Genomic DNA, 19,988 nt, shown 5'->3' with positions numbered 1-19,988 from the left:
TACTTTTTTAAGCACCGTTGTCATGAACACACTTTTCAGCCGCTTGTCGATACGCTTCAGACTCCTGATTGGATTTGGCTTGATGAGCAGTTTGCTGTTTGCTGTTGTGATGGTGAGTTGGTGGACCCTGAACCATGTTCAATCCAATGCCAAGCAAATCATCGACATGTATGAGCCTCAGGTGGACCGCATGACCCGAGTTGAGCTGTTGATGGTCAAAATATCACTGGAGGCGCGGCATGCCATTTTGTCGGCCAAGGATCCCACAGAACTTCATGCTGCGATGGAGCGTATCGGAAAAGATCGACGCAGATTGGTGGAGTTGATCCATGAAACCGAAGCCAATTTGTCGACCGACATCGGTCGAGACATCATGAAAAATATCCGTGAAGCGGATGATGTGTTTTGGCGTCTGTCACTTCAAGTCGTGGGCCATGCTCAAACGGGTCAGGTCGCGGCGGCATACGCCTTATTGACCACCGACTTGGTGCCAGCCCGCAATCGCCAGCTGGATCACATTGGGGCTCAAAAGGAGTGGCAACGTCAGTTGATGAACCAGGCCTTGGCCGATGCCAATCAGACCATTGCCCAAGTGAAAATGGTGTTGGCTGCTGTTGTGACCGGCATCTTGGTCCTGATCAGTTTCATGTTGATGCGATTGATCAATTCCATGATTCGTCCTCTGACGAGCTTGCTCAACACCATTGTCGAAGTGGAGCACAGCGGTGATTACACCAAGCGAGTGTCTGTGGTGGGTGAGGATGAAGTCGGGCGAACCGCTGCTGCATTCGACCGCATGATGGAGATCGTGGAGAGCCGGACCAACGAGTTGGCTCGTAACAGAGAGCAACTGGAAGAAAAAGTAGAGCAGCGCACAGCTGAACTGAGCCGTGCTGTGACGTCGGCCAAAGCGGCCAACGAGGCCAAAAGCCGCTTCTTGGCGACCATGTCCCATGAGTTGCGCACACCCATGAATGGCGTGTTGGGCATGGCGCAGTTGCTGCTGTCAGGCCCGGTTGATGCCAAAAAGACGCAAGACCACGCCCGCACCATCTTGCAATCGGGCCAGTCGCTGTTGACCTTGCTCAACGACATTTTGGATTTGTCAAAAATTGAGTCGGGAACCCAGACCCTGGGTGCGGGGATGGTCAATCCCGTCGAGCTCTTGCTCAACACCCAAGCCTTGTTTGCCAACAACGCGATGGCCAAAGGCCTGAAGTTGAGTGTTCAGTGGAATGGACCACATGGCAGACGTTACCGCGGGGATGCCAACCGATTGCAACAAATGCTGTCCAATTTGACGAACAACGCCATCAAATTTACAGCGATGGGGGAAGTGCGCATTGAGGCGACCGAGTTGAACCAAGTGGACGGGTCTGCTGGTGTTGAGTGGGCCGTACAGGACTCAGGGATGGGCATTCCCCTGCAAAAAATGCCCTTGTTGTTTCAGCCTTTTAGCCAAGTCGATGACTCGACAACGCGTCAATATGGGGGCACTGGTTTGGGCTTGTCCATCGTCAAAAGCTTGGCGCAACTGATGGGTGGGGAAGTCGGTGTCGAAAGCCAAGAAGGCGAGGGCGCGAGGTTTTGGATTCGTCTGCGTTTGGATGTCATGACCGATGCAGTGGATCTGTCAGAACTCGATACGGGCCATCGGACCGGTCTGATGCCCCAAGATTCTTCTCAACAGATGTCAGGCCGAGTGTTGGTGGTGGAGGACAACCGAGTCAATCAGCAGGTGATTTGTGCGATGCTGAACCAACTGGGCTTTGAGGTGATTGCCGTTGACAATGGGCAGTTGGCCGTAGAGCGGGTGATGCAGGAAGCCGATGCGATCTCGGCCATTTTGATGGATGTGCAAATGCCTGTGCTGGATGGTTATGAGGCGACTCGTCAGATACGAGATTGGGAAAGCTTTCAGGGGCGCTCAGCTTTGCCCATCATTGCCGTGACTGCCGACGCGTTCATTGAAGACCAAGCGCGCTGCCGGGACGCTGGAATGGACCAGTTCTTGCCCAAGCCCATCAAACTGAGTGCATTGTCCAAGGTGCTCGGTGCTTTTCAAACCGATCAAGCAGACCGGTCAACCCGCCCTTGAGTGTCAAGCATTTTGTCCACGCACTTGAGATTGGACATAGAAGGCCACATCGCTCAGTGTCTTGTCCAAGCTCAATTTGAGCTTTTCGAAATCAGCGTTGCGCGCACGGCTGGCTTCATGCATGTACAGCGGTCTGCGGATTTCAATCTGTAAGCTATGCCGTTTCAGTGCAGGTTGGCCTATTTGCTCCAGCAAGGCCACGCCTTTGTAAGGGTCGTTGCGGGCTACGGTGTACCCACTTGCCTTGAGGCTTTTTTCAACCAGATTGACGAATTCAGGCTCACAGCTTGCGCCATCCCGATCACCGAGAACAAAGTCGGCCAGCGGTTTGTCGGTCTTGATGCCCAGCCGTTCGTAGGCGTTTTGGGGCATCGAGTGCAAATTCAGATGCCACACACAGCCGAAAGTTTGGTAAGCAGACTGTATTTCGTCATCCAGCGCAGAACGGTAAGGTTGCCAGTAACGGTCAATGCGCTGCTGAACCTCTGAAACGGTCAGCCGCCGGTTGTAGATGGGGCTGTCGGCATTGACTTTGCTGAAAATCAGGCCATAACCGAGTTTGGACTTGGGTCCCGGCGACAAGGGAACAGGCCATGTGCCGTCGAGCAAAGAAGGGTCCAGGTCGTCCAGCGCACGGTTAGGGTCGATGTAACAACGTGGAAACAAGGCGGCGACCAATGTCCCCCCCACAGCAGGCACACCGGCCCACAAAGCCTCGATGTCTGTGTCTTCTGTTTGGCGGAGCTGAGCCAGCGCAAGAGCCGACTGGAAATCTGGTGGGTAAATGGTGCCGCTGTGCGGCGAGTCGCACACCAAGGGCAATCGCCGATTGTTTTCAGGGCGACTCAGCACATAACAAGTCTCAGACATGCCGCGATCTTTCAATCAATCTGGATATTGGCCGACTTCGCAATGCGCTGGTAACGCGCCAAAGCCCGCTTGATTTGATCGCCAAATTGTTCGGGGGTATTGGCCATGGCAATACCGTCAATCGTTTCAGCGCGCGCCTTGAATGCGGGATCTTGCATGGCTTGATGGGCCGCCTCATTGAGCCGGAGCACAACCGCTCTTGGCGTTTTGGCGGGGGCTAACAAGCCGAACCATCCGCCCTCATCCAAATCCGGATAACCAGATTCTTTGTACGTCGGCAGGTCGGGCAACAGCTTGCTGCGCTGGGGCGACAACAAGGCCAGCGGACGCAGACGGCCGGCTTGAATATGCGGCAGAGTGGATGGCAAATTGTCGGTCAGTGCGTCGATTTGGCCCGCCAAGGCATCGTTCAGCGCAGGACCACCTCCCTTGTAGGGCACATGCAAGAGTTTGATGCCTGCCAATTGCAAAAGGTTCTCGACGTTGGCATGGCCCAAGGAGCCGTTGCCTGGTGATCCATACGAGTACTTGCCGGGCGAGGCCTTGGCCAAGGCCACAAACTCTTGCAAGTTTTTGACAGGCAGTTTGGGGTGAACGGTCAGGACACTGGGCACGGACATGACGTTGGTGATGGGTTCAAAATCTTTGGCGGCGTCATAAGGAATCTTTTTGTACACCGCAGGGCTGGCGCCATGCGTGCTGACGGTTCCCATCAGCAGCGTGTAACCGTCTGGGCTCGCTTTGGCCACGGCATCGGCACCCAAAACGCCGCCCACACCTGCGCGGTTTTCGACCACCACGCTTTGACCCAAGATCGGGCTCATGCGTTCAGCCAGCAGCCGTGCCACCATGTCGGTGGATCCGCCGGGCGCGAAAGGAACGATCAATTTGATGGGTTTTTGCGGGAAAGCTTGGGCCTTGACCGCTGGTGCCAGCGCCTGCAGACACACCAAAGCCAAAACAGAAAGAAATTTGACACGCATCACCAGCCTCCTTGAAAAACACCATTCTGAAAGGGTGCTTGACGATTGGCGAGTGACATTCGGGCTTTCAATGGTGATTAAAATTCACCCCTATGCGGATTGCCTCACCCTCACTGTCCGAACTGCATGCCTTTGTTGCCGCCGCTAGGTTGGGGACTTTTTTAAAGGCCGCCGAAATTTTGTGTGTCACACCAGGCGCCGTCAGCCGTGCCATCTCCAGAATTGAGGCCGATTTGGGGTGTCAACTGTTCACCCGACATGTCCGAGGATGTGAACTCACAGACCAAGGGCGGGATTACCTGGCCTTGGTGGCGCCCGCCTTAGATGCGCTGGAGTCTGCAGCAGCCAAAGCCAAAGTCAGGTCTGCCAACCGTGTGCTTCGTTTGTCGGTCACGCCCACCTTGGCCAGCCACTGGTTGATCCGACGTCTTCCCGAGTTTCACCGTGAACACCCTGAAATCAGTCTAGAGTTCGTGCCCTACCGTGCAGGGGATTACCCGCTTTTGGCATCTCAGGGAGCGAGCTTGTGTGGTGGCAATGGGCAATGGCCTGTCGGCTTAGAAGCCACTTATGTGGTGGGTCGTCAAATTGTGCCTGTTTGTCGTCCGGTCGATTTGACAGGCCCCAACCCCCTCAAGAAACCCGCTGATTTGTTGCATTGGCCCCTTTTGTTTCACGCGCACCATCCACACACTTGGCGTCACTGGTTCGACGCGATCGCTTGTCTTTCCAACGAAGCCATTGGTCACCGAGACCTCCAGGCGGCTGCCAGTTTTGACCAAGTCAGCCAGTTGCTGGAGGCGGCGGTCAGTGGCTTGGGCGTTGCTTTGGTGCAGCGGTGCCTGACGGAAGACTACTTGGAGGCGGGCAAGTTGGTGATTCCATTTGCCGAAGTTGTCCACAACGACCGGGGTTATTACTTTTGCTACCCCGAATCGTTGAGAAGAACTGATGCGGTTGAGGCTTTCAGAGCGTGGCTGGTCAAGCACGGTGAAATCAGCGATGCGACCTGATGGGGCCAATCCTTTCAGACCCGTTATTCGGTGGGTGCTTCGAGCCTGTAACCCAGACCGCGCATGGTTTGAATCAAGGGCACTGGCCGGCCCTCGTCGATTTTGCTTCTCAAGCGCCGAATGTAGACATCCACCACATTCGTCAGCGGGTCCTCGTTCAAACCCCAAACACTCGACAAAATCCGTTCACGGCTGAACAGGCGGCCAGGCGCACTCATCAGCAGTTCCAGCAGGGCCAATTCACGCGCTGTCAGGTTCAGGGTCTCCCCAGCACGACTGGCCCGCATCGATTCGCGGTCCAGCATGACATCGGCCACTTGCAAGTGGGTTGGACGGCTGATCTTTGGGCCTTGCCCGCGTCGGGCCAAGGCCTCCAACCGGGCCAACAATTCTTCAAACTCAAAAGGCTTGCACATGTAGTCGTCTGCGCCCATGCGCAAACCGGCCACCCTTTCTTCCAGCGTGTTCAAGGCCGTGAGCATCAGCAAGGGAAACGTGATGCCTTGTGCCCGAAGGGTTTGGCATATTTCCATGCCGTTCATGCCCGGCAGCATCAAATCCAGAACGACGACGGTGGGGGCGGTTTCAGTTTTATTCTGCCGAGCGGTCTCCATGACCAAGGCCAGCCCCTCCGGACCGGTTGCAGCGCGTTGCACTTGAAGACCTTCGGCCCTCAGGCCGCGTTGTAAAAAGTCGGCAATCCGAGGGTCATCTTCGATCAGGATGATGTTCATGTCTGAGCTGTTTGAAGTGTGTCTAAGACGGGACGGGTCAACAATGGCAAGTTCAAAATCACGCAAGTTCCCGTGTTCTGCATGTCATCGGCAGGGCTTTGCAGCGTTAAATGGCCCCCGTGGGCCAAGACCAAGGCCTTGGCGATGGGCAGCCCCAAGCCGCTGCCCGCTGCTCGGTGCAAACGGGCCAGACTGCCGCGAAAGTGGCGGTCAAAAACTTGGTGCAGCTCCTCAGCAGGGATGCCAATGCCTTGGTCGGTGACCTGCAGCCTCAACATGGGTGGAAACTCGGTGCTGCGTTCCCAGCGGACGGTGACTGTGCCATGGCGGTGTGAATAGCGCACGGCGTTATCGAGCAAAAGCAACAGCAGTTGACTCAGGCGTTGCCCATCTCCCATCACCTTGACCGAGCCTTTGGGCATGGGCGGGCAATCGAGGAGAATACTTCTTTCGCCCGCCAAGGCGCTGGCTTGAGACAGTGCATCGGCCAAGGGTTCGGACATGTCGACGGTTTGGTGCACGATGCTGAGCGTCTCCATGTCGCTGCGGGCCATCGCGAGCAAGTCGTCGATCACCGAACCCAGTTGGCGCGAAATCGCCACAATGCGCTGCAAGGCCTCGCGGTATTCTGGGCCGGGTCTTTCACCACCGCGCAGGGTGATTTCGGCTTCGCCCCGAATGGCGGTCGTCGGGGTGCGCAGCTCGTGGCTGATGTCGGCCAGCAGCTGTCGGCGCCGCGTGTCGGTTTGTTGCAGTGACTTGTTGGCCTCATGCAATGCGCTGGTGCGTTCGCGCACTTCGGACTCCAGCCGATGGCGCTGTTCGGTTTCTTGTTGGCTGTGCCTTTCCAGGGCTGCTGCCATGGCGTTCATGCTGCGTGCCACGTCCGAAAACTCATCTTGCCCATCCAGTGGAATGCGGTGCTGCAGTCGCCCTTGTCGGAGTTTGTGCGCCCCTCGGGCCAATTCGTCGATGGGGCGGCGCAGGGCCCGCGCAAAATAAACCGTAGCGCCCAACGCCAACAAGGCCAGTGACAAGGCCATGCCCACCCACAACCAACGGATGCGCGCCAGCGTGGCATCAGCGGCTTGGCGCTCGCGCAGCATGGCGGCACGTTCACGAACAATGCTTTGGCCGATCAACTCGCGCAAATCGCGCCCCTCCGACTTTTCAAAAACCTCGCTCAAGGTGTCCCAGCCCAAACGGGCCGGGATGTCGGCGGGCAGGGTTTTGACGAGCCCAATGGCGTCTCCGAGGGTTTTGACGTTTTGCCCCAAAACACGCAAAGCCTCTTGTCTGGCAGTTTGTTCCTCCCCATCGCTGCGGTCCATGCCCAAGCTGGACGCTGATTGGGACAGCTTCGTCAAATCGGCCAATGTTTGGTGCATGTCGCTCAGCAAGGCGTCGCGTGCAGCCGGATTTCCTCCGGCACCGATTTTGTGTTGAGTCACCCATGCGCGCAGGTGCTGCTTGGTGGCCGACAGTTGCACAAATCCTTGGTGAATGTCGCTGGCGATGCGTCCGCGTACCACTTGGCGTTCGGCTTCACGCAGGGCAAAAACGGCCCCCACACCCTGCAACACGATGCAGGCAGCCAAAAAGAGTAAGACCCAGCTGAGTTGTTTTCTGAACATTTTTGTATTGTCGCTGTCCGCATCGCCATGCAGGTGCTCGTCATCTCTTGTTAATGCTGAGAGCTGCCCATCGCCATTTGGCGTGAAATTCCTGGTCCTTGCCTATTGCCGCCAAGGATTCATGACCGAGATGAGCTCAGTCCAAGCTGAGGCACCGTTGGGCAGGGCTGGCTGCTTCACAAGCCCAAAGCGTGCCAAACCCGAATGGCCGCATACGCATCGTTGGCGGCGTAGACCAGTTGAGCCTCGCTCAGGCGGGCGTTGGCCCAATTGCTGGTGGCGGCTTTTTTGGATTTGATGAAGCGTTGGTTGAACAGAACCGCCACCGCGCCTTTGACGCCCATGTCTTTGCGGTAACCGCGTTCGCGAAAAATGGTGTTGAGCTCCAAGATGCCTTGGGGCTCGATGCCCAATTTGTGCACGATGCGTTTGCGGTCGTCGCCCAGGCCAAACCCGGCTTTGGCAATGCCGCTTCGGGCCAACAAGTCGGCCGCCACGGCGCGGCATTCGGGCTCATGCAGTTGAAACACCCAGGCCCGCTCGGCGGTGGCCAGTTGCAAAATGTGCGGCCCGTCAGACTGCTCGCCCACCCGAAAGGTGGGTTTGGACTCGGTGTCAAAGCCCCAGGCTTTGGCCGCGATCAACTGGCCATGCGCTTGGTGCGCCTCGCTGCCTGTGCAGACCAAGCTGATGCGGTCTAGCCCCAGGCGCTCGAATTCGGGCAGAAGGGCAATCGCCTCTTTGTCGGGGGTGGCTTTGTGTTCTTGCATCTTGGGCTCAGTCTTTCATGGCCTTCTTGGCTTTTTTGCTGCCTTCTTTGCGCACAGCCCGCTCTGCATCGGCCTTTTTGCCTTCGGCCAGCCAAACGGCAAATTCTTGCGGGGTCTCCAGCGTCAAACGGCCCAATGCGGCCGATCGGAAATCGTGGATCACGATTTCGGCGGCTTTGGTGGTGTTGATCCGCCCGCCGCTTTGGATCGCACCACGGTAGCGGGCGATGGCTTCGAGCAGGGTTTCGTCGGTGTGGCTGGCCACGTCTTGCACCTTGTAGCGCTCGGTGATGGCATGGGGGTAACGGGGAATCAGATAGTTCAGCAGTTCCAGGGCCACGACTTCTTCGTCAAAAGCGTTCACGCCAATCGCACCGCTGGCGGCCAGATTGAAGCCACTTTGCTCGACGATGATGCGTGGCCACAGCACGCCGGGCGTGTCGTACAAATAAAAGTCATCGGCCAGGGTGATGCGCTGCTCCAGCTTGGTCACGCCCGCTTCGTCGCCGGTTTTGGCGGCGCGTTTGCCCTTGAGGGTGTTGATCAGTGTCGATTTGCCCACGTTGGGAATGCCGCAAATCAGCACCCGCATGGGCTTGACCATGCCGCCCCGGTTGGGGGCCAACTGACGGCTGGCATCGATCAAGGCCTTGGCGGGGGACACCACACTCGTGTCCATGCCCAAAGCGCTCACGCCGGGCAAGGCGTTGTAATGTGCCAGCCAGGCCGCGGTTTGCACCGGGTCGGCCAAGTCTTGTTTGCTCAGGATTTTCAGGGCCGGTTTGCCTTCGATCAGATCGGCCAGCATCGGGTTTGCGCTCGACCCCGGCAGGCGGGCGTCCAGCATCTCAATGACGACGTCAATGTCTTTGATGCGCTCCCCAATCGCCTTGCGCGTGAGGTGCATGTGTCCGGGAAACCATTGAATCGCCATATAAAAGCCGCTGCAGACTGAAAGTGCCAAAGGGGTGATTGTCGGGCAGTTCTCATGGGTCGGACTTGGCCTCAAAATGAGAGCAACAAGATCTCAGGGAAAAGTCATGCCTACCAGCCCAGTTCAAGTCCGTGACTTTGCACAAGCCCATATGCACACCATCCTGGCCCATCTGGCTGGGCCCGGTGCGGTGCCTCGCGCCGACCAAGTGGACGCGGTGCATGCGGTGCTGCAACCGGCGTCGCGCGTGTTGGTGGTTCAGGCCACGGGCTGGGGCAAATCGGCGGTGTATTGGGCGGCCACGCACGCCATCCGCAGCAGCGGCGCAGGGCCCACGCTGGTGGTGTCGCCGCTGTTGGCCCTCATGCGCGACCAGGTGAGCGCCGCCGAGCGGGCGGGCCTGAAGGCGGCCACGGTCAACTCGACGAACCTTGACGATTGGGACGATGTGTTCCAGCGGCTGGACGAGGACGCCATCGACGTGCTGCTGGTCTCGCCCGAGCGGCTGGGCAACCCGCGCTTTGCGGCGCGCCTGGGCACTTTGCTGGCCCGGGTGGGCCTGATCGTGATCGACGAGGCGCATTGCATCAGCGATTGGGGTTTTGATTTCAGGCCCGATTACCAGCGCTTGGCGCGGGCGCTGCTGTCCACACCCACGGCCAGCGTGCTGGCCACCACGGCCACGGCCAACGAGCGGGTCACGCACGACATTGGCAAACAGCTGGGCGAAGGCACCGTGACGTTTCGCGGCACGTTGGCCCGCACCTCGCTCACGCTGTCGGTGGTGCCGGGTTTGTCGCCTTTGCAGCGCTTCGCCTGGATCGCCGATGCGCTGGAACAGTTGCCGGGCTCGGGCATTGTGTATGTGCTGACGGTGGCCGAGGCCGAGCGCTTGACGGCTTTTTTGCGCAGCTGCGGCCATGCGGTCGATGCCTATTCGGGTCAGACCGATGCCGATACGCGCTTGCAGGTGGAAGACCGTTTGCGTCACAACCAAGTCAAGGCGGTGGTGGCCACCTCGGCGCTGGGCATGGGTTACGACAAACCCGATTTGGGCTTTTGTGTGCATGTGGGCTCGCCCTCGACACCCGTGGCCTACTACCAGCAGGTGGGCCGGGCGGGCAGGGCGGTGGCGCATGCCGAAGGGGTGTTGTTGCCGTCGGACGCCGATGAGCGCATTTGGGATTACTTCGCCACCGCGTCCATTCCTGACCCGCAAACGGCCGAGAAAGTGCTGCTCAACTTGGGCAGCGATGGCCGCAGCCTGATCGAGATCGAAGCCGACACGGGCGTGCGCCGGGGGCGGTTGGAGGCGCTGCTCAAAATTTTGGCGGTCGAGGGCGTGGTGGACAAAGACGGCTCGGCCTGGCGGGCCACGGGCGTGCCCTATGTGCACGACAGCGCCAAATGGACCGCGCTGGCCCGGGTGCGCCAGCAAGAGGCCGGCATCATGCGCCAGTACGCCCACGGCGCGGGCTGTCTGATGGCGTATTTGCAAACCGCGCTGGACGACCCATCGCCCGCGCCGTGTGGGCGCTGCTCGGTGTGCACGGGCCATTTGCCGTTTCCGGGCCTCACGCCTTCACCAGACAAATTGATCGCTGCGCGTGACTTTTTGCGTGGCATGGACGTGGACATCGAGCCGCGCAAGCGCTGGCCTGCTGGGGTGGGGCGCAAGGGGGCGATTCGAGGTTTTGACGCAGGGCGAGCCGTGGCCTTTGCCGACGATCCGGGCTGGGTGGCCGAGTTGCAGCGGATGCGCAACGCGCCGCCAGGGGATGTTCCCCCCGATTTGTTGTTGGGCGCTGTGGCCACGCTCGGGCGCTGGGCCAAGCGCTGGCCCGCCCGCCCGGTGTGTGTGGTGCCGATGCCTGCGCCGGACATGGCGTCCAACCGGGCTTTGGCCCAATTCATCGCCCATAAAGGCAGGCTGTCTTTGCACGACGTGTTCAGCTGGACGGGCGGCCCCGCGCCGGATGACGTGGCGTCGACCCCGGTGGTGGCGCACTTGGAGTCGGTCATTCGGCTGGCCACCGATACCGTTTTGCCAGCCGGACCGGTGTTGCTGGTGGCCACCGATGTGCGCACCCGCTGGACAGCCACTGTGGCGGCCGCACTTTTGCGTGAACGGGGTGCTACCCAGGTGCTGCTGCTGGCTTTGCACCTGCGGCCATGAGGCATGATTCAGGCTTGATGTGAATGACCCCGACGATGAACAACGACACCCAAGACATGCAAGACCGGCCCCTGGCTCAGGAGCCGCGCCTTTGGCAAAACGAGCAATGGACAGCTCAGGTCATCAAAAATGACGATGACGATGGTTGGGCCGTGGCCATGTTCAAAGATGGCGAGAGCGAACCTGCGCTCGTGGGGCCTTGGACCATGGGCCGCGACAAAAAGAACCCCAAGCCGCTCGATGGCTCGGCGTTCATCACCTTGGTGAAAACCGCCAGTGAGTTTGTGCGCCGCAGCGAGCAGCAGCTGCATGCCCAGCTGAACCAGAGCGTGACCGTGAATGGCAAAGACAGCCGTGTGACCGTGCTGCTGCGCATCGTGCCTGACGAAGACAGCCCGTATGCGGTGTTGAGTGCGCAGGACGAAGGCGGTGAGTCCTTGGCCGAAGTCAAGGTGGAGGCCGGGTTCAAGTTCAATCGACAAACTGCCCAGGCCTGGGTGGATGCAGACTTTGTGAAACCATGACCCACGCAAAAGCTTTTTCACCCTCGACCGGCCCTTTGGCGGGCCTCAAGGTTCTGGAACTTGGCCAGTTGATTGCCGGTCCTTTTGCGGCCAAAACCTTGGCCGACTTCGGTGCCGATGTGGTCAAGATCGAGCCGCCTGGCTCGGGCGATCCCTTGCGCCAATGGCGCTTGATGAAGGACGGCACTTCGGTCTGGTGGCAAGTGCAGTCGCGCAACAAACAGTCTTTGGCGCTCGACCTGAAGCAGCCTGCTGCACAGGACATCGTGCGCCAACTGGCGGCCGAGAGCGATGTGTTGATTGAAAACTTTCGCCCGGGTGCCATGGAAAAATGGGGCTTGGGGCCTGACGATTTGATGGCCCTCAACCCGCGTTTGATCATGTTGCGCGTGAGCGGTTATGGCCAGACCGGTCCTTACCGAGACCGCCCCGGTTTTGGTGTGGTGGGCGAGGCCATGGGTGGCATCCGGCATTTGACAGCGGAGCCGGGCCGCGTGCCCGTGCGCGTGGGCATCAGCCTGGGCGATACGCTGGCGGCTTTGCATGGCGTGATTGGCATTTTGTTGGCCATGCACGAGCGCAAGACCTCGGGTCGGGGGCAGGTCATCGATGTCGCGTTGTACGAGGCCATGTTCAACTGCATGGAAAGCCTGCTGCCCGAGTACAGCGCTTTTGGCGCGGTGCGCGGACCGGCTGGCAGCGCCTTGCCGGGCATTGCGCCGAGCAACGCCTACTTGTGCAAGGACGGCGGTTATGCCTTGATTGCGGGCAACGGCGACAGCATCTTCAAACGGTTGATGGCCGAAATCGGCCGCGATGATTTGGCGCAAGACCCCGGCTTGAAAGACAACACGGGCCGAGTGGCTCGGGTTGCCGAGATCGATGGGGTGATTGGCCAGTGGACCGTGCAGCACACGGTGGACGAGGTGCTGGCTGCACTGGACCGTGCCAGTGTGCCGGCCGGGCGCATTTACACCGTGGCCGATATCGCCCAAGACCCGCATTACCAAGCGCGTGAAATGCTTCAAACGGTGCGCATGGACGATGGCAGTGATTTGATGGTGCCGGGTGTCGTGCCCAAGCTGTCACGCACGCCTGGGGGGCACCGCCGCAATGCGCCTGGCATCGGTCAGGACAGCGATGCAGTGCTCTTGGGCATGGGCCTGAGCGCCGCGCAAATCCAGGCACTGCGCGAGCAGGGCATTGTGGCTTGATCGCGCTTTTGCAAACGCATTCAATTTGGAGATTGACCCATGATTGACCACCTGGACCACCTGGTCTTGACCACCTGCGACGAGGCCGCATGCATCGACTTTTACACCCGTGTGCTGGGCATGCAGCTCGAAAGTTTTGTGGGCGGCACACCCCCAGTTCAGCGCCAGGCTTTCAAGTTCGGACACCAGAAAATCAACCTGCATGTGCGCGGCCGGGAGTTTGAACCCAAAGCCCATCTGCCCGTGCCCGGGGCACTCGACCTGTGTTTCATTGCCAGTGTGCCGCTCGATGAGGTCATAGCCCGTGTGGCCCAGGCCGCTTGGCCGATCGTGGAGGGGCCGGTCATGCGCACTGGGGCGACCCAGAAGATCCGATCCATCTACCTCAGAGACCCCGACCTGAACCTGATCGAGATCTCCGAGTTGGTTTGAGTGCTGTCAGCCGGGGACAGCGAGGACATCACTGCGCCTTGGCGCCCGAGTCTTTCACCACTTTGGCCCATTTGGTGATTTCGGTGGCTTGGTAACGCGCCAGTTCATCGGGGCTGGACAAGACCGCATCCAGGCCCAGCGTTTTCAGGCGTTCTTGCACATCGGGCAGTCTGAACACGCGCAGCACCTCCGCGTTCAAGCGGTCGATCACGGGCCTGGGCACGTTGGCAGGAGCGAACAAGGCAAACCAAGTGGTGGCTTCAAAGCCAGGCACCGTTTCGGCCACGGTGGGCACATCGGGTGCGGCAGGTGAGCGTTTGGCGGTGGTTTGTGCCAAAGCCCGGATCTTGCCTTCTTTGGCCATGGGCAGGGCCGAGGGCATGTTGTCAAACATGACCTGGATGCTGCCGCCGATCAGGTCGGGGATGGCGAATTGGCGGCCTTTGTAAGGCACGTGTTCCATGGTCGTGCCAGTCAGGGATTTGAAGAGTTCGCCCGAAACGTGCACCGAGGTGCCGATGCCAGGCGATCCAAACGACAACTTGTTGGGGTTGGCCTTCATGTAAGCGATCAGCTCGGGCACGTTTTTGACGGGCAGGGCGTTGTTGACCACCAGCAAGTTGGGGGCCGAGGCGATCAAGGAGATGGGGGTGAAGTCCTTGACCATGTCGTAAGGCATTTTTTCGTACAGCGCCCCGTTGATGGAGTGCGTGCCCACGGTGCCCATGACGATGGTATGCCCATCACCGGGTGACTTGGCCACATTGTCAGCACCGATGTTGCCGCCCGCGCCAGGCCGGTTGTCGACCACCACCGGAAAACCCAATTGGGCTTTTTCGCTGAACAGACGGGCCAAAATGTCGGGCGCTCCGCCCGTAGGGAAGGTGACCACCAAGCGCAAAGGTTTGTTTGGAAACGCTTGCGCGCCGGCGCCTGTGGCGCTCAATGCGCCCAAGCTCAGGGCCAAAAGGCCGAGGCTGCGGCGCAGGGGCGATGCCAAGCGCTTGGTGCTTGGATCGATGGATGCGCATGGAATGGGGTTGGTCATGTCAGTCTCCTGGTGATTTTGGATTCACTTTAGGGTTCTGTGCAGGGCTGTGGCATGGTGAAAACCCTGCACCCTGGGGGTGTTGTGTCGTCTGAGCGACGCCAACATGCCTCAGCTCAAGCGTCATGACAAAACCCTGTTCATGGGTAGAGAAGCCACAATCACGCGTTAACCTATGGCCATGACGACACCTCCCAGCTTTTCAGCAACGCGACCCCTGCAAGCCTGGCAAGTCATGCTGGGTGGGATTTGCGGCTTGGTTTTGACCATTGGTCTGGCCCGATTTGCCTACACGCCCTTGTTGCCCGCCTTGCAGGCACAAACCGGTTTGAACGATGCGGCTGCCGGTGGGCTGGCGGCCATCAATTACGCGGGTTACATCGTTGGGGCCTTGGTCACGGCCTGGATGGACGATGTGCGCTGGCGTCACCGTTTTTACAGTGCAGGCCTGTGGATGGCTTTGCTGACCACAGCCGCCATGGCGCTGTCGACTTGGTTGCCAGCCTGGGGCCTTTGGCGTTTTTTGGGCGGTTTGTGTGGGGCCACTGGGATGCTGTTGGGCTCTGGTTTGGTCTTGGGCTGGTTGATCCGACAAGGGAGAAGGCCTGAGTTGGGTGTTTTGTTCATTGGCCTAGGCTTGGGCATTGTGGTTTCTGCGCTCGGCGCTTGGGTCTTGTCGGACATCTGGACGCTTTGGTCAGACCAGTGGCTGGCGTTTGCGGCATTGGGCTTGGTTTTTTTTGTACCCGCTTGGTTGTGGCGGCCGCCTGTGCCCCCAGCACCTGCGGCCCAAGTGGTGGCTCACGCCCAACCCTTGGTATCGAAGCGCTGGATGAGGACCATGGCCTTGAGTTATTTCGCGGCCGGCTGGGGGTTTGTCATCAGTGCCACATTCACCGTGGCGATCGTTGAGCGTGAACCGGCTTTGGCCGGGCAGGGCGCTTTGGTTTGGGCTTTGGTGGGTTTGGCAGCGATGCCAGCGGTCTTTTTGTGGGACCGAGTGGCTCGCCGATGGGGCGACATACCGGCGTTGTTGCTGGCGTTTGGCCTGCAGACCGTGTCCATTGTGCTGCCGGCGATGTCGGGTTCCTTGACTGCAGCACTTGCCGGTGCTCTGGGTTACGGCGCCACTTTCATTGGCATTGTGAGTTTGACCTTGGCCTTGGTCGGGCGTCGTGCCCCTCAAAATCCGGGCAAAGCCATGGCGCGTTTGACCTTGAGTTACGGCGCAGCACAAATGATTGCGCCAGTGGTGGCCGGGGCCATGGCTCAGGCCACGGGGAACTTCAAAGCGGCTTTGTGGTTGACCGCCGTGGTGATGTTGGTGGGCATGGCCCTGTTGGCCAGTTTGCCCAAAGACGGCTGATCACGCGCCCCTGCTTTGCAACTGCACCAAGCCTTTAGGGGTTTGCAAGGTGGCCACCAAGTTGGCCGGTCCATTCACAACTTCAACACCTGTCAGACCAACGGCTTCCAGCGCGGTTTGCAGTTTGGCGCTGCTGGGGTGGTGAAGGGTCAGGCTTTGCAAAGTCACGCCTGAGCGGGGCAGGCTGTTGCGTGGGTGCAAGCGCAAGGGTTCGGCGGCTTCGGGTTTGCCCCATTGAATCAACGTGGGCAGGCAGCCGTTGAACAGGCGCTCACCGTCTTCACGCACGGTGATTTGCCAGTGCAGCATGCCTTTGCTGGATTTGCGACTGGCGTGCACGATTTGTCCACGTTCGATGCCCTGGGTGCGCAAGGCGTGCCGCGCCGCCTTGATGTCGTCGGTGCTGCTGACAAAGTGCACCAAGCGTGGTTCTTGGGCGATGGTTTTTTGCAGCACCGCATCGTCCATGTCAAACCAACGCGTGACTTGCAGGCGTTTTGGAATCACGGCCTCGGGGTTGATGGCGATGATTTCAAAATAGGCCAACGGGAATTGGGGCGTGGCGATCTTGAACAGGCGGTTGTGGGTGCCGTATTTTTCGTGTTCGCCACCGGCAGACGGGGTGATGCCCAAGGTGGCTTCGCACCATTGAACGCCCACCTCCAAAGAGGGGGCCATCACCACCAGGTGGTCAATTTGGGTTTTCATGGTTTGGCGTTTTCGCTGTCCAGGGGCACTCGGCGTGCACCGTTGAAACGTTTTTGCCAGTAGGCGCTGCGCATGTCTTCCACCTGCACCGATTTACCAGCACGGGGAGAGTGGATGAATTGGCCATCGCCGACATAAATACCGACATGGCTGAAGGCTCGGCGCATGGTGTTGAAGAAAACCAGGTCACCGGGCTTCAGTTCTTCTTTGTCGATCACTTGTGTGGCTCGGGCTTGCTCTTCGGCGCGTCGCGGCAACAGCCGGCCCACCGATTTTTCATAGAGATGACGCACGAAACCACTGCAGTCAAATCCGGAGCTTTCAGTGTTGCCGCCACGTCGGTAAGGCACGCCCAAAAGACTCATGGCCTGAACGACCATGCCTGTGGCTTGGTCACTGGCCTTGTCTTTGGCCAAAGTCAATTGACTTGTGATTTGGGAGACCAAGCTTTTGTCCGCAGGCGCCGCAACCAACGCTTCGTCAGAAGGTGCGGACCAAGTCGGGGTGCTTAAAAACAAGCTCAGCAAAAACAGGAACTTCCATCGCATAGTGGACGAGCATAACGGATCTGGATGCTTGCCTTGGGCCAGCCTTGGACAGGTGAGTACAAGGCGCGGCTCAGGCATTGGGATGTGCTGCGACAATGCATTCCTTCTTTTTCGAGGACAGACGATGTTGATGCAAGTGGATGAGAGTCAATTGGTGTTGGTGGATTTTCAAGCGCGCTTGAAGCCCGTGATGCTGGATGCCGATGCGGTATGGGCCAATGCGGCTCGGCTGGCCACTTTGGCCAAGGCCTTGCAAGTGCCCATCTGGGGCACTGAGCAAAACCCATCACGTCTGGGCGAGATGCCCCCCGACCTGCGCAACCACTGCCAACAGGTTTTGGCCAAGATGCATTTCAGTGCCGTCGAGGAAGGCCTGGGTGAGTGGCTCAAGCCCGAACCCGCCCAAGCCCCTCGTGGCAATGCCCGCAGCTTGCCGCGCCATTTGCAAAAGCCCCAGCCTGCCGCTCAAGAGCGCCAAACCATTGTGTTGGCGGGTTGTGAGGCACACATTTGCCTGCTGCAAACGGCCCTCGATTTGTTGGAAGATGAGTACGAAGTGTGGGTGGTGACCGATGCTTGCAGTTCTCGCACGGAGCGCAACCGAGATGCCGCCTATGACCGCTTGGCAGGTGCTGGGGCGGAATTGGTCACCTCTGAGATGGTGGCTTTCGAGTGGGTCCGCTCAGCCGAGCACCCTGACTTCAAGCTGCTTCAAAGCCTTTTTAAATGAGTGTTTGAGTCAGCTTGTAGCAAGTCGTTTGGCCATAATTATGAATTCAGAAGAGGGCTTGCATGTGCAGCCCTTTCGTTCAGACGCATTGACTTGGCCGGTTAACAGGAGACTTTCATGGGCAATTTTGCTGATTTTCACGCGCGCTCTATCCATGATCGCGATGCTTTTTGGGCAGAACAAGCCAAATGGGTGGACTGGAAAGTCCAGCCGCAGCAAATTTGTGACTACAGCCATCCGCCATTTGCGAAATGGTTTGTAGGCGGCGAGACCAACCTGTGCCACAACGCGGTGGATCGCCACTTGGCCGAGCGCGCTGACCAGCCGGCCTTGATTTTTGTATCGACCGAGACGAACCAGGAAAAAACCTACACCTACCGCGATTTGCACGCCGAGGTGCAGCGCATGGCGGCTGTTCTGCAAGATATGGGGGTCGTCAAGGGCGACCGTGTCTTGATTTACATGCCCATGATTGCCGAGGCCGCTTTTGCGATGTTGGCCTGTGTGCGCTTGGGCGCCATCCATTCTGTGGTGTTTGGTGGTTTTGCCTCGCACTCGCTGGCCAGCCGCATCGAAGACGCTTCGCCCAAGGTCATCGTCAGCGCCGACGCGGGTTCGCGTGGGGGCAAGGTGGTGCCTTACAAGCCACTGCTGGACGAAGCGATCAAGCTTTCGGCGCACAAGCCCGGCAAGGTGATCATGGTTGACCGCCATTTGGCGGCTTTCACGCCTGTGGCCGAGCGCGATGTGGATTACGCCTCTGAGCGCGCCAAGCACATGGATGCCGTGGTGCCTTGCGAATGGGTCGAATCCACCCACCCCAGTTACACCCTCTACACCTCGGGCACCACCGGCAAGCCCAAGGGCGTGCAACGGGACACCGGGGGCTACACCGTGGCCTTGGCTGCCAGCATGCCCCACGTGTTTGAAGGCAAGCCGGGCGGTACTTTCTTCTGCACCAGCGACATCGGTTGGGTGGTGGGCCACAGTTACATCATTTATGGCCCACTGATCGGCGGCATGGCCACCATCCTTTACGAAGGTCTGCCGATCCGTCCCGATGGCGGCATCTGGTGGAGCCTGGTCGAAAAATACAAAGTCAACGTCATGTTCAGCGCCCCCACGGCCATTCGGGTGCTCAAAAAACAAGACCCCGCATTGCTCAGCAAATACGACCTGTCCAGCCTGCAAGCCTTGTTTTTGGCGGGTGAGCCCCTGGACGAGCCCACCGCCAAGTGGATTTCTGAAGGTTTGAATGGCAAAGCCATCATCGACAACTACTGGCAGACGGAGACCGGCTGGCCGATCCTGAGCATTTGCAACGGCGTTGAAAAAGCGCCCAGCAAGTTTGGCTCGCCCGGTAAGGCCATCTATGGCTACAACGTCAAACTGGTCGACGACCAGACGGGTGAAGAACTCACCGGTGCCAACCAGAAGGGCGTCTTGACCATTGAGGGCCCATTGCCCCCAGGCAATCTGCAGACGATCTGGGGCGACGACGCGCGTTTTGTCAAAACTTACTGGCAGACCGTCCCGAACAAGCTCGTCTACAGCACCTTCGATTGGGCGGTGCGCGACGAAGACGGGTATTACTTCATTCTGGGCCGCACCGACGACGTGATCAACGTCGCGGGTCACCGTCTGGGCACCCGCGAGATCGAGGAGAGCATTTCCAGCCACCCCAACATCGCCGAAGTGGCGGTGGTCGGTGTGGCCGATCAGCTCAAAGGGCAGGTGGCCATGGCGTTTGCCATTGCCAAGGACACATCGGGCCTGACCGACTTGGCCGGTCGCATCAAGTTAGAAGGCGAAGTCATGAAAGTGGTGGACAACCAGCTGGGCGCTGTGGCCCGTCCATCGCGTGTCTTCTTTGTTTCGGCCCTGCCCAAGACCCGCAGCGGCAAGCTGCTGCGCCGGGCCATTCAAGCCGTGGCCGAGGGCCGTGACCCGGGCGACCTGACCACCATGGACGATCCGGCAGCTTTGCAGCAGATCGTGGAACTGGTCAAGGCCTGATCCCTCCAACCCCGCTTCGGCGGGGTTTTGTGCATTTAAAGCCATTCCCTTTTATCCGGACTGTAAGTTAGCGGTTGGACAAGGCGTGGCACAATGCACGCTGTACTCAGGCCCTTCCCATGCCACAGTCGCATCCGCCAACCGGTTCAGCCGTGTCGCGGAAGGTAACTCTTAACCAACTAATGTTTCC

Annotated in this window: 18 protein-coding genes; 9 read left to right on the top strand and 9 right to left on the bottom strand. The window is 59.1% G+C overall.

Going from position 1 to position 19,988, the window contains the following annotated elements:
- The first annotated feature begins 22 nt into the window (after positions 1–22).
- Complete coding sequence (locus B472_RS00965; RefSeq protein ID WP_019427952.1) at positions 23–2,098, top strand: ATP-binding protein; 2,076 nt, start codon at positions 23–25, stop codon at positions 2,096–2,098.
- Between the two features lie 3 nt (positions 2,099–2,101).
- Here the strand turns inward: B472_RS00965 and B472_RS00960 are convergent, their stop codons facing one another.
- A complete protein-coding gene (locus B472_RS00960) occupies positions 2,102–2,968 on the bottom strand; it encodes an N-formylglutamate amidohydrolase (RefSeq protein ID WP_040506065.1) in 867 nt (288 codons plus the stop codon).
- Between the two features lie 11 nt (positions 2,969–2,979).
- A complete protein-coding gene (locus tag B472_RS00955; protein WP_019427950.1) occupies positions 2,980–3,951 on the bottom strand; it encodes a tripartite tricarboxylate transporter substrate binding protein in 972 nt (323 codons plus the stop codon).
- A gap of 92 nt (positions 3,952–4,043) precedes the next feature.
- Here B472_RS00955 and B472_RS00950 point away from each other — a divergent pair, with 92 nt between their 5' ends.
- Positions 4,044–4,964 carry a LysR substrate-binding domain-containing protein gene (locus tag B472_RS00950; protein WP_019427949.1) on the top strand — a complete coding sequence of 307 codons (921 nt, stop codon included), beginning with the start codon at positions 4,044–4,046 and terminating at the stop codon, positions 4,962–4,964.
- Positions 4,965–4,987: 23 nt separating this feature from the next.
- Here B472_RS00950 and B472_RS00945 read toward each other — a convergent pair whose 3' ends face one another.
- From B472_RS00945 to ylqF, 4 genes are all read right to left on the bottom strand, one after another.
- Positions 4,988–5,698, bottom strand: coding sequence for a response regulator transcription factor (locus tag B472_RS00945; protein WP_019427948.1), 711 nt, complete (start codon positions 5,696–5,698; stop codon positions 4,988–4,990).
- The gene (locus tag B472_RS00940; RefSeq protein ID WP_019427947.1) at positions 5,695–7,332 is read right to left on the bottom strand and encodes a HAMP domain-containing sensor histidine kinase; all 1,638 of its coding nucleotides are present in this window, start codon (positions 7,330–7,332) and stop codon (positions 5,695–5,697) included. The genes B472_RS00945 and B472_RS00940 overlap by 4 nt, the downstream gene beginning before the upstream one ends.
- Positions 7,333–7,508: 176 nt before the next feature.
- A complete protein-coding gene (locus B472_RS00935; RefSeq protein WP_019427946.1) occupies positions 7,509–8,102 on the bottom strand; it encodes a 3'-5' exonuclease in 594 nt (197 codons plus the stop codon).
- Positions 8,103–8,109: 7 nt separating this feature from the next.
- Positions 8,110–9,036 (bottom strand): ribosome biogenesis GTPase YlqF, encoded by a 927-nt coding sequence (gene ylqF, locus B472_RS00930; protein ID WP_026039728.1) that lies wholly within the window; start codon positions 9,034–9,036, stop codon positions 8,110–8,112.
- A 106-nt stretch (positions 9,037–9,142) separates the two neighbouring features.
- Between ylqF and B472_RS00925 the strand changes: the two genes are divergently transcribed.
- Genes B472_RS00925 through B472_RS00910 form a run of 4 tightly spaced genes read left to right on the top strand, consistent with a single transcriptional unit; the run spans position 9,143 to position 13,382 of the window.
- Positions 9,143–11,212, top strand: coding sequence for an ATP-dependent DNA helicase RecQ (locus tag B472_RS00925; protein WP_026039727.1), 2,070 nt, complete (start codon positions 9,143–9,145; stop codon positions 11,210–11,212).
- A gap of 35 nt (positions 11,213–11,247) precedes the next feature.
- Positions 11,248–11,736, top strand: coding sequence for a hypothetical protein (locus tag B472_RS00920; RefSeq protein ID WP_019427943.1), 489 nt, complete (start codon positions 11,248–11,250; stop codon positions 11,734–11,736).
- Positions 11,733–12,950, top strand: coding sequence for a CaiB/BaiF CoA-transferase family protein (locus tag B472_RS00915; RefSeq protein WP_019427942.1), 1,218 nt, complete (start codon positions 11,733–11,735; stop codon positions 12,948–12,950). Before B472_RS00920 ends, B472_RS00915 begins: the two co-directional genes overlap by 4 nt.
- A gap of 39 nt (positions 12,951–12,989) precedes the next feature.
- Entirely contained in the window at positions 12,990–13,382 is a 393-nt protein-coding gene (locus B472_RS00910; protein ID WP_019427941.1) for a VOC family protein, read from the top strand.
- Positions 13,383–13,410: 28 nt separating this feature from the next.
- On the opposite strand, the gene B472_RS00905 is transcribed toward B472_RS00910, so the two are convergent.
- Complete coding sequence (locus B472_RS00905) at positions 13,411–14,430, bottom strand: tripartite tricarboxylate transporter substrate binding protein (RefSeq protein ID WP_019427940.1); 1,020 nt, start codon at positions 14,428–14,430, stop codon at positions 13,411–13,413.
- Positions 14,431–14,611: 181 nt separating this feature from the next.
- Here B472_RS00905 and B472_RS00900 point away from each other — a divergent pair, with 181 nt between their 5' ends.
- The gene (locus B472_RS00900) at positions 14,612–15,796 is read left to right on the top strand and encodes a YbfB/YjiJ family MFS transporter (protein ID WP_202862765.1); all 1,185 of its coding nucleotides are present in this window, start codon (positions 14,612–14,614) and stop codon (positions 15,794–15,796) included.
- On the opposite strand, the gene B472_RS00895 is transcribed toward B472_RS00900, so the two are convergent.
- Together B472_RS00895 and B472_RS00890 are read right to left on the bottom strand one after the other, a co-directional pair.
- The gene (locus tag B472_RS00895) at positions 15,797–16,504 is read right to left on the bottom strand and encodes a VOC family protein (protein ID WP_019427938.1); all 708 of its coding nucleotides are present in this window, start codon (positions 16,502–16,504) and stop codon (positions 15,797–15,799) included.
- The gene (locus tag B472_RS00890) at positions 16,501–17,052 is read right to left on the bottom strand and encodes a C40 family peptidase (RefSeq protein WP_019427937.1); all 552 of its coding nucleotides are present in this window, start codon (positions 17,050–17,052) and stop codon (positions 16,501–16,503) included. Before B472_RS00890 ends, B472_RS00895 begins: the two co-directional genes overlap by 4 nt.
- 124 nt (positions 17,053–17,176) lie before the next feature.
- Here B472_RS00890 and B472_RS00885 point away from each other — a divergent pair, with 124 nt between their 5' ends.
- Complete coding sequence (locus B472_RS00885) at positions 17,177–17,782, top strand: isochorismatase family protein (protein ID WP_019427936.1); 606 nt, start codon at positions 17,177–17,179, stop codon at positions 17,780–17,782.
- Between the two features lie 117 nt (positions 17,783–17,899).
- Entirely contained in the window at positions 17,900–19,798 is a 1,899-nt protein-coding gene (locus B472_RS00880; RefSeq protein ID WP_019427935.1) for a propionate--CoA ligase, read from the top strand.
- Positions 19,799–19,988 lie beyond the last annotated feature (190 nt).

The sequence above is a fragment of the Limnohabitans sp. Rim28 genome (genome assembly GCF_000293865.2).
GTDB lineage: Bacteria > Pseudomonadota > Gammaproteobacteria > Burkholderiales > Burkholderiaceae_C > Limnohabitans_A.
Note: the sequence above shows the minus strand (reverse complement) of the source record. Positions and strands in the feature narration are given on the sequence as shown.

Coding starts and splice junctions, on each gene's coding strand:
- B472_RS00965 (WP_019427952.1), top strand. CDS start 23: ATGAACACACTTTTCAGCCGCTTGTCGATACGCTTCAGACTCCTGATT.
- B472_RS00960 (WP_040506065.1), bottom strand. CDS start 2,968: ATGTCTGAGACTTGTTATGTGCTGAGTCGCCCTGAAAACAATCGGCGA.
- B472_RS00955 (WP_019427950.1), bottom strand. CDS start 3,951: ATGCGTGTCAAATTTCTTTCTGTTTTGGCTTTGGTGTGTCTGCAGGCG.
- B472_RS00950 (WP_019427949.1), top strand. CDS start 4,044: ATGCGGATTGCCTCACCCTCACTGTCCGAACTGCATGCCTTTGTTGCC.
- B472_RS00945 (WP_019427948.1), bottom strand. CDS start 5,698: ATGAACATCATCCTGATCGAAGATGACCCTCGGATTGCCGACTTTTTA.
- B472_RS00940 (WP_019427947.1), bottom strand. CDS start 7,332: ATGTTCAGAAAACAACTCAGCTGGGTCTTACTCTTTTTGGCTGCCTGC.
- B472_RS00935 (WP_019427946.1), bottom strand. CDS start 8,102: ATGCAAGAACACAAAGCCACCCCCGACAAAGAGGCGATTGCCCTTCTG.
- ylqF (WP_026039728.1), bottom strand. CDS start 9,036: ATGGCGATTCAATGGTTTCCCGGACACATGCACCTCACGCGCAAGGCG.
- B472_RS00925 (WP_026039727.1), top strand. CDS start 9,143: ATGCCTACCAGCCCAGTTCAAGTCCGTGACTTTGCACAAGCCCATATG.
- B472_RS00920 (WP_019427943.1), top strand. CDS start 11,248: ATGAACAACGACACCCAAGACATGCAAGACCGGCCCCTGGCTCAGGAG.
- B472_RS00915 (WP_019427942.1), top strand. CDS start 11,733: ATGACCCACGCAAAAGCTTTTTCACCCTCGACCGGCCCTTTGGCGGGC.
- B472_RS00910 (WP_019427941.1), top strand. CDS start 12,990: ATGATTGACCACCTGGACCACCTGGTCTTGACCACCTGCGACGAGGCC.
- B472_RS00905 (WP_019427940.1), bottom strand. CDS start 14,430: ATGACCAACCCCATTCCATGCGCATCCATCGATCCAAGCACCAAGCGC.
- B472_RS00900 (WP_202862765.1), top strand. CDS start 14,612: ATGACGACACCTCCCAGCTTTTCAGCAACGCGACCCCTGCAAGCCTGG.
- B472_RS00895 (WP_019427938.1), bottom strand. CDS start 16,504: ATGAAAACCCAAATTGACCACCTGGTGGTGATGGCCCCCTCTTTGGAG.
- B472_RS00890 (WP_019427937.1), bottom strand. CDS start 17,052: ATGCGATGGAAGTTCCTGTTTTTGCTGAGCTTGTTTTTAAGCACCCCG.
- B472_RS00885 (WP_019427936.1), top strand. CDS start 17,177: ATGTTGATGCAAGTGGATGAGAGTCAATTGGTGTTGGTGGATTTTCAA.
- B472_RS00880 (WP_019427935.1), top strand. CDS start 17,900: ATGGGCAATTTTGCTGATTTTCACGCGCGCTCTATCCATGATCGCGAT.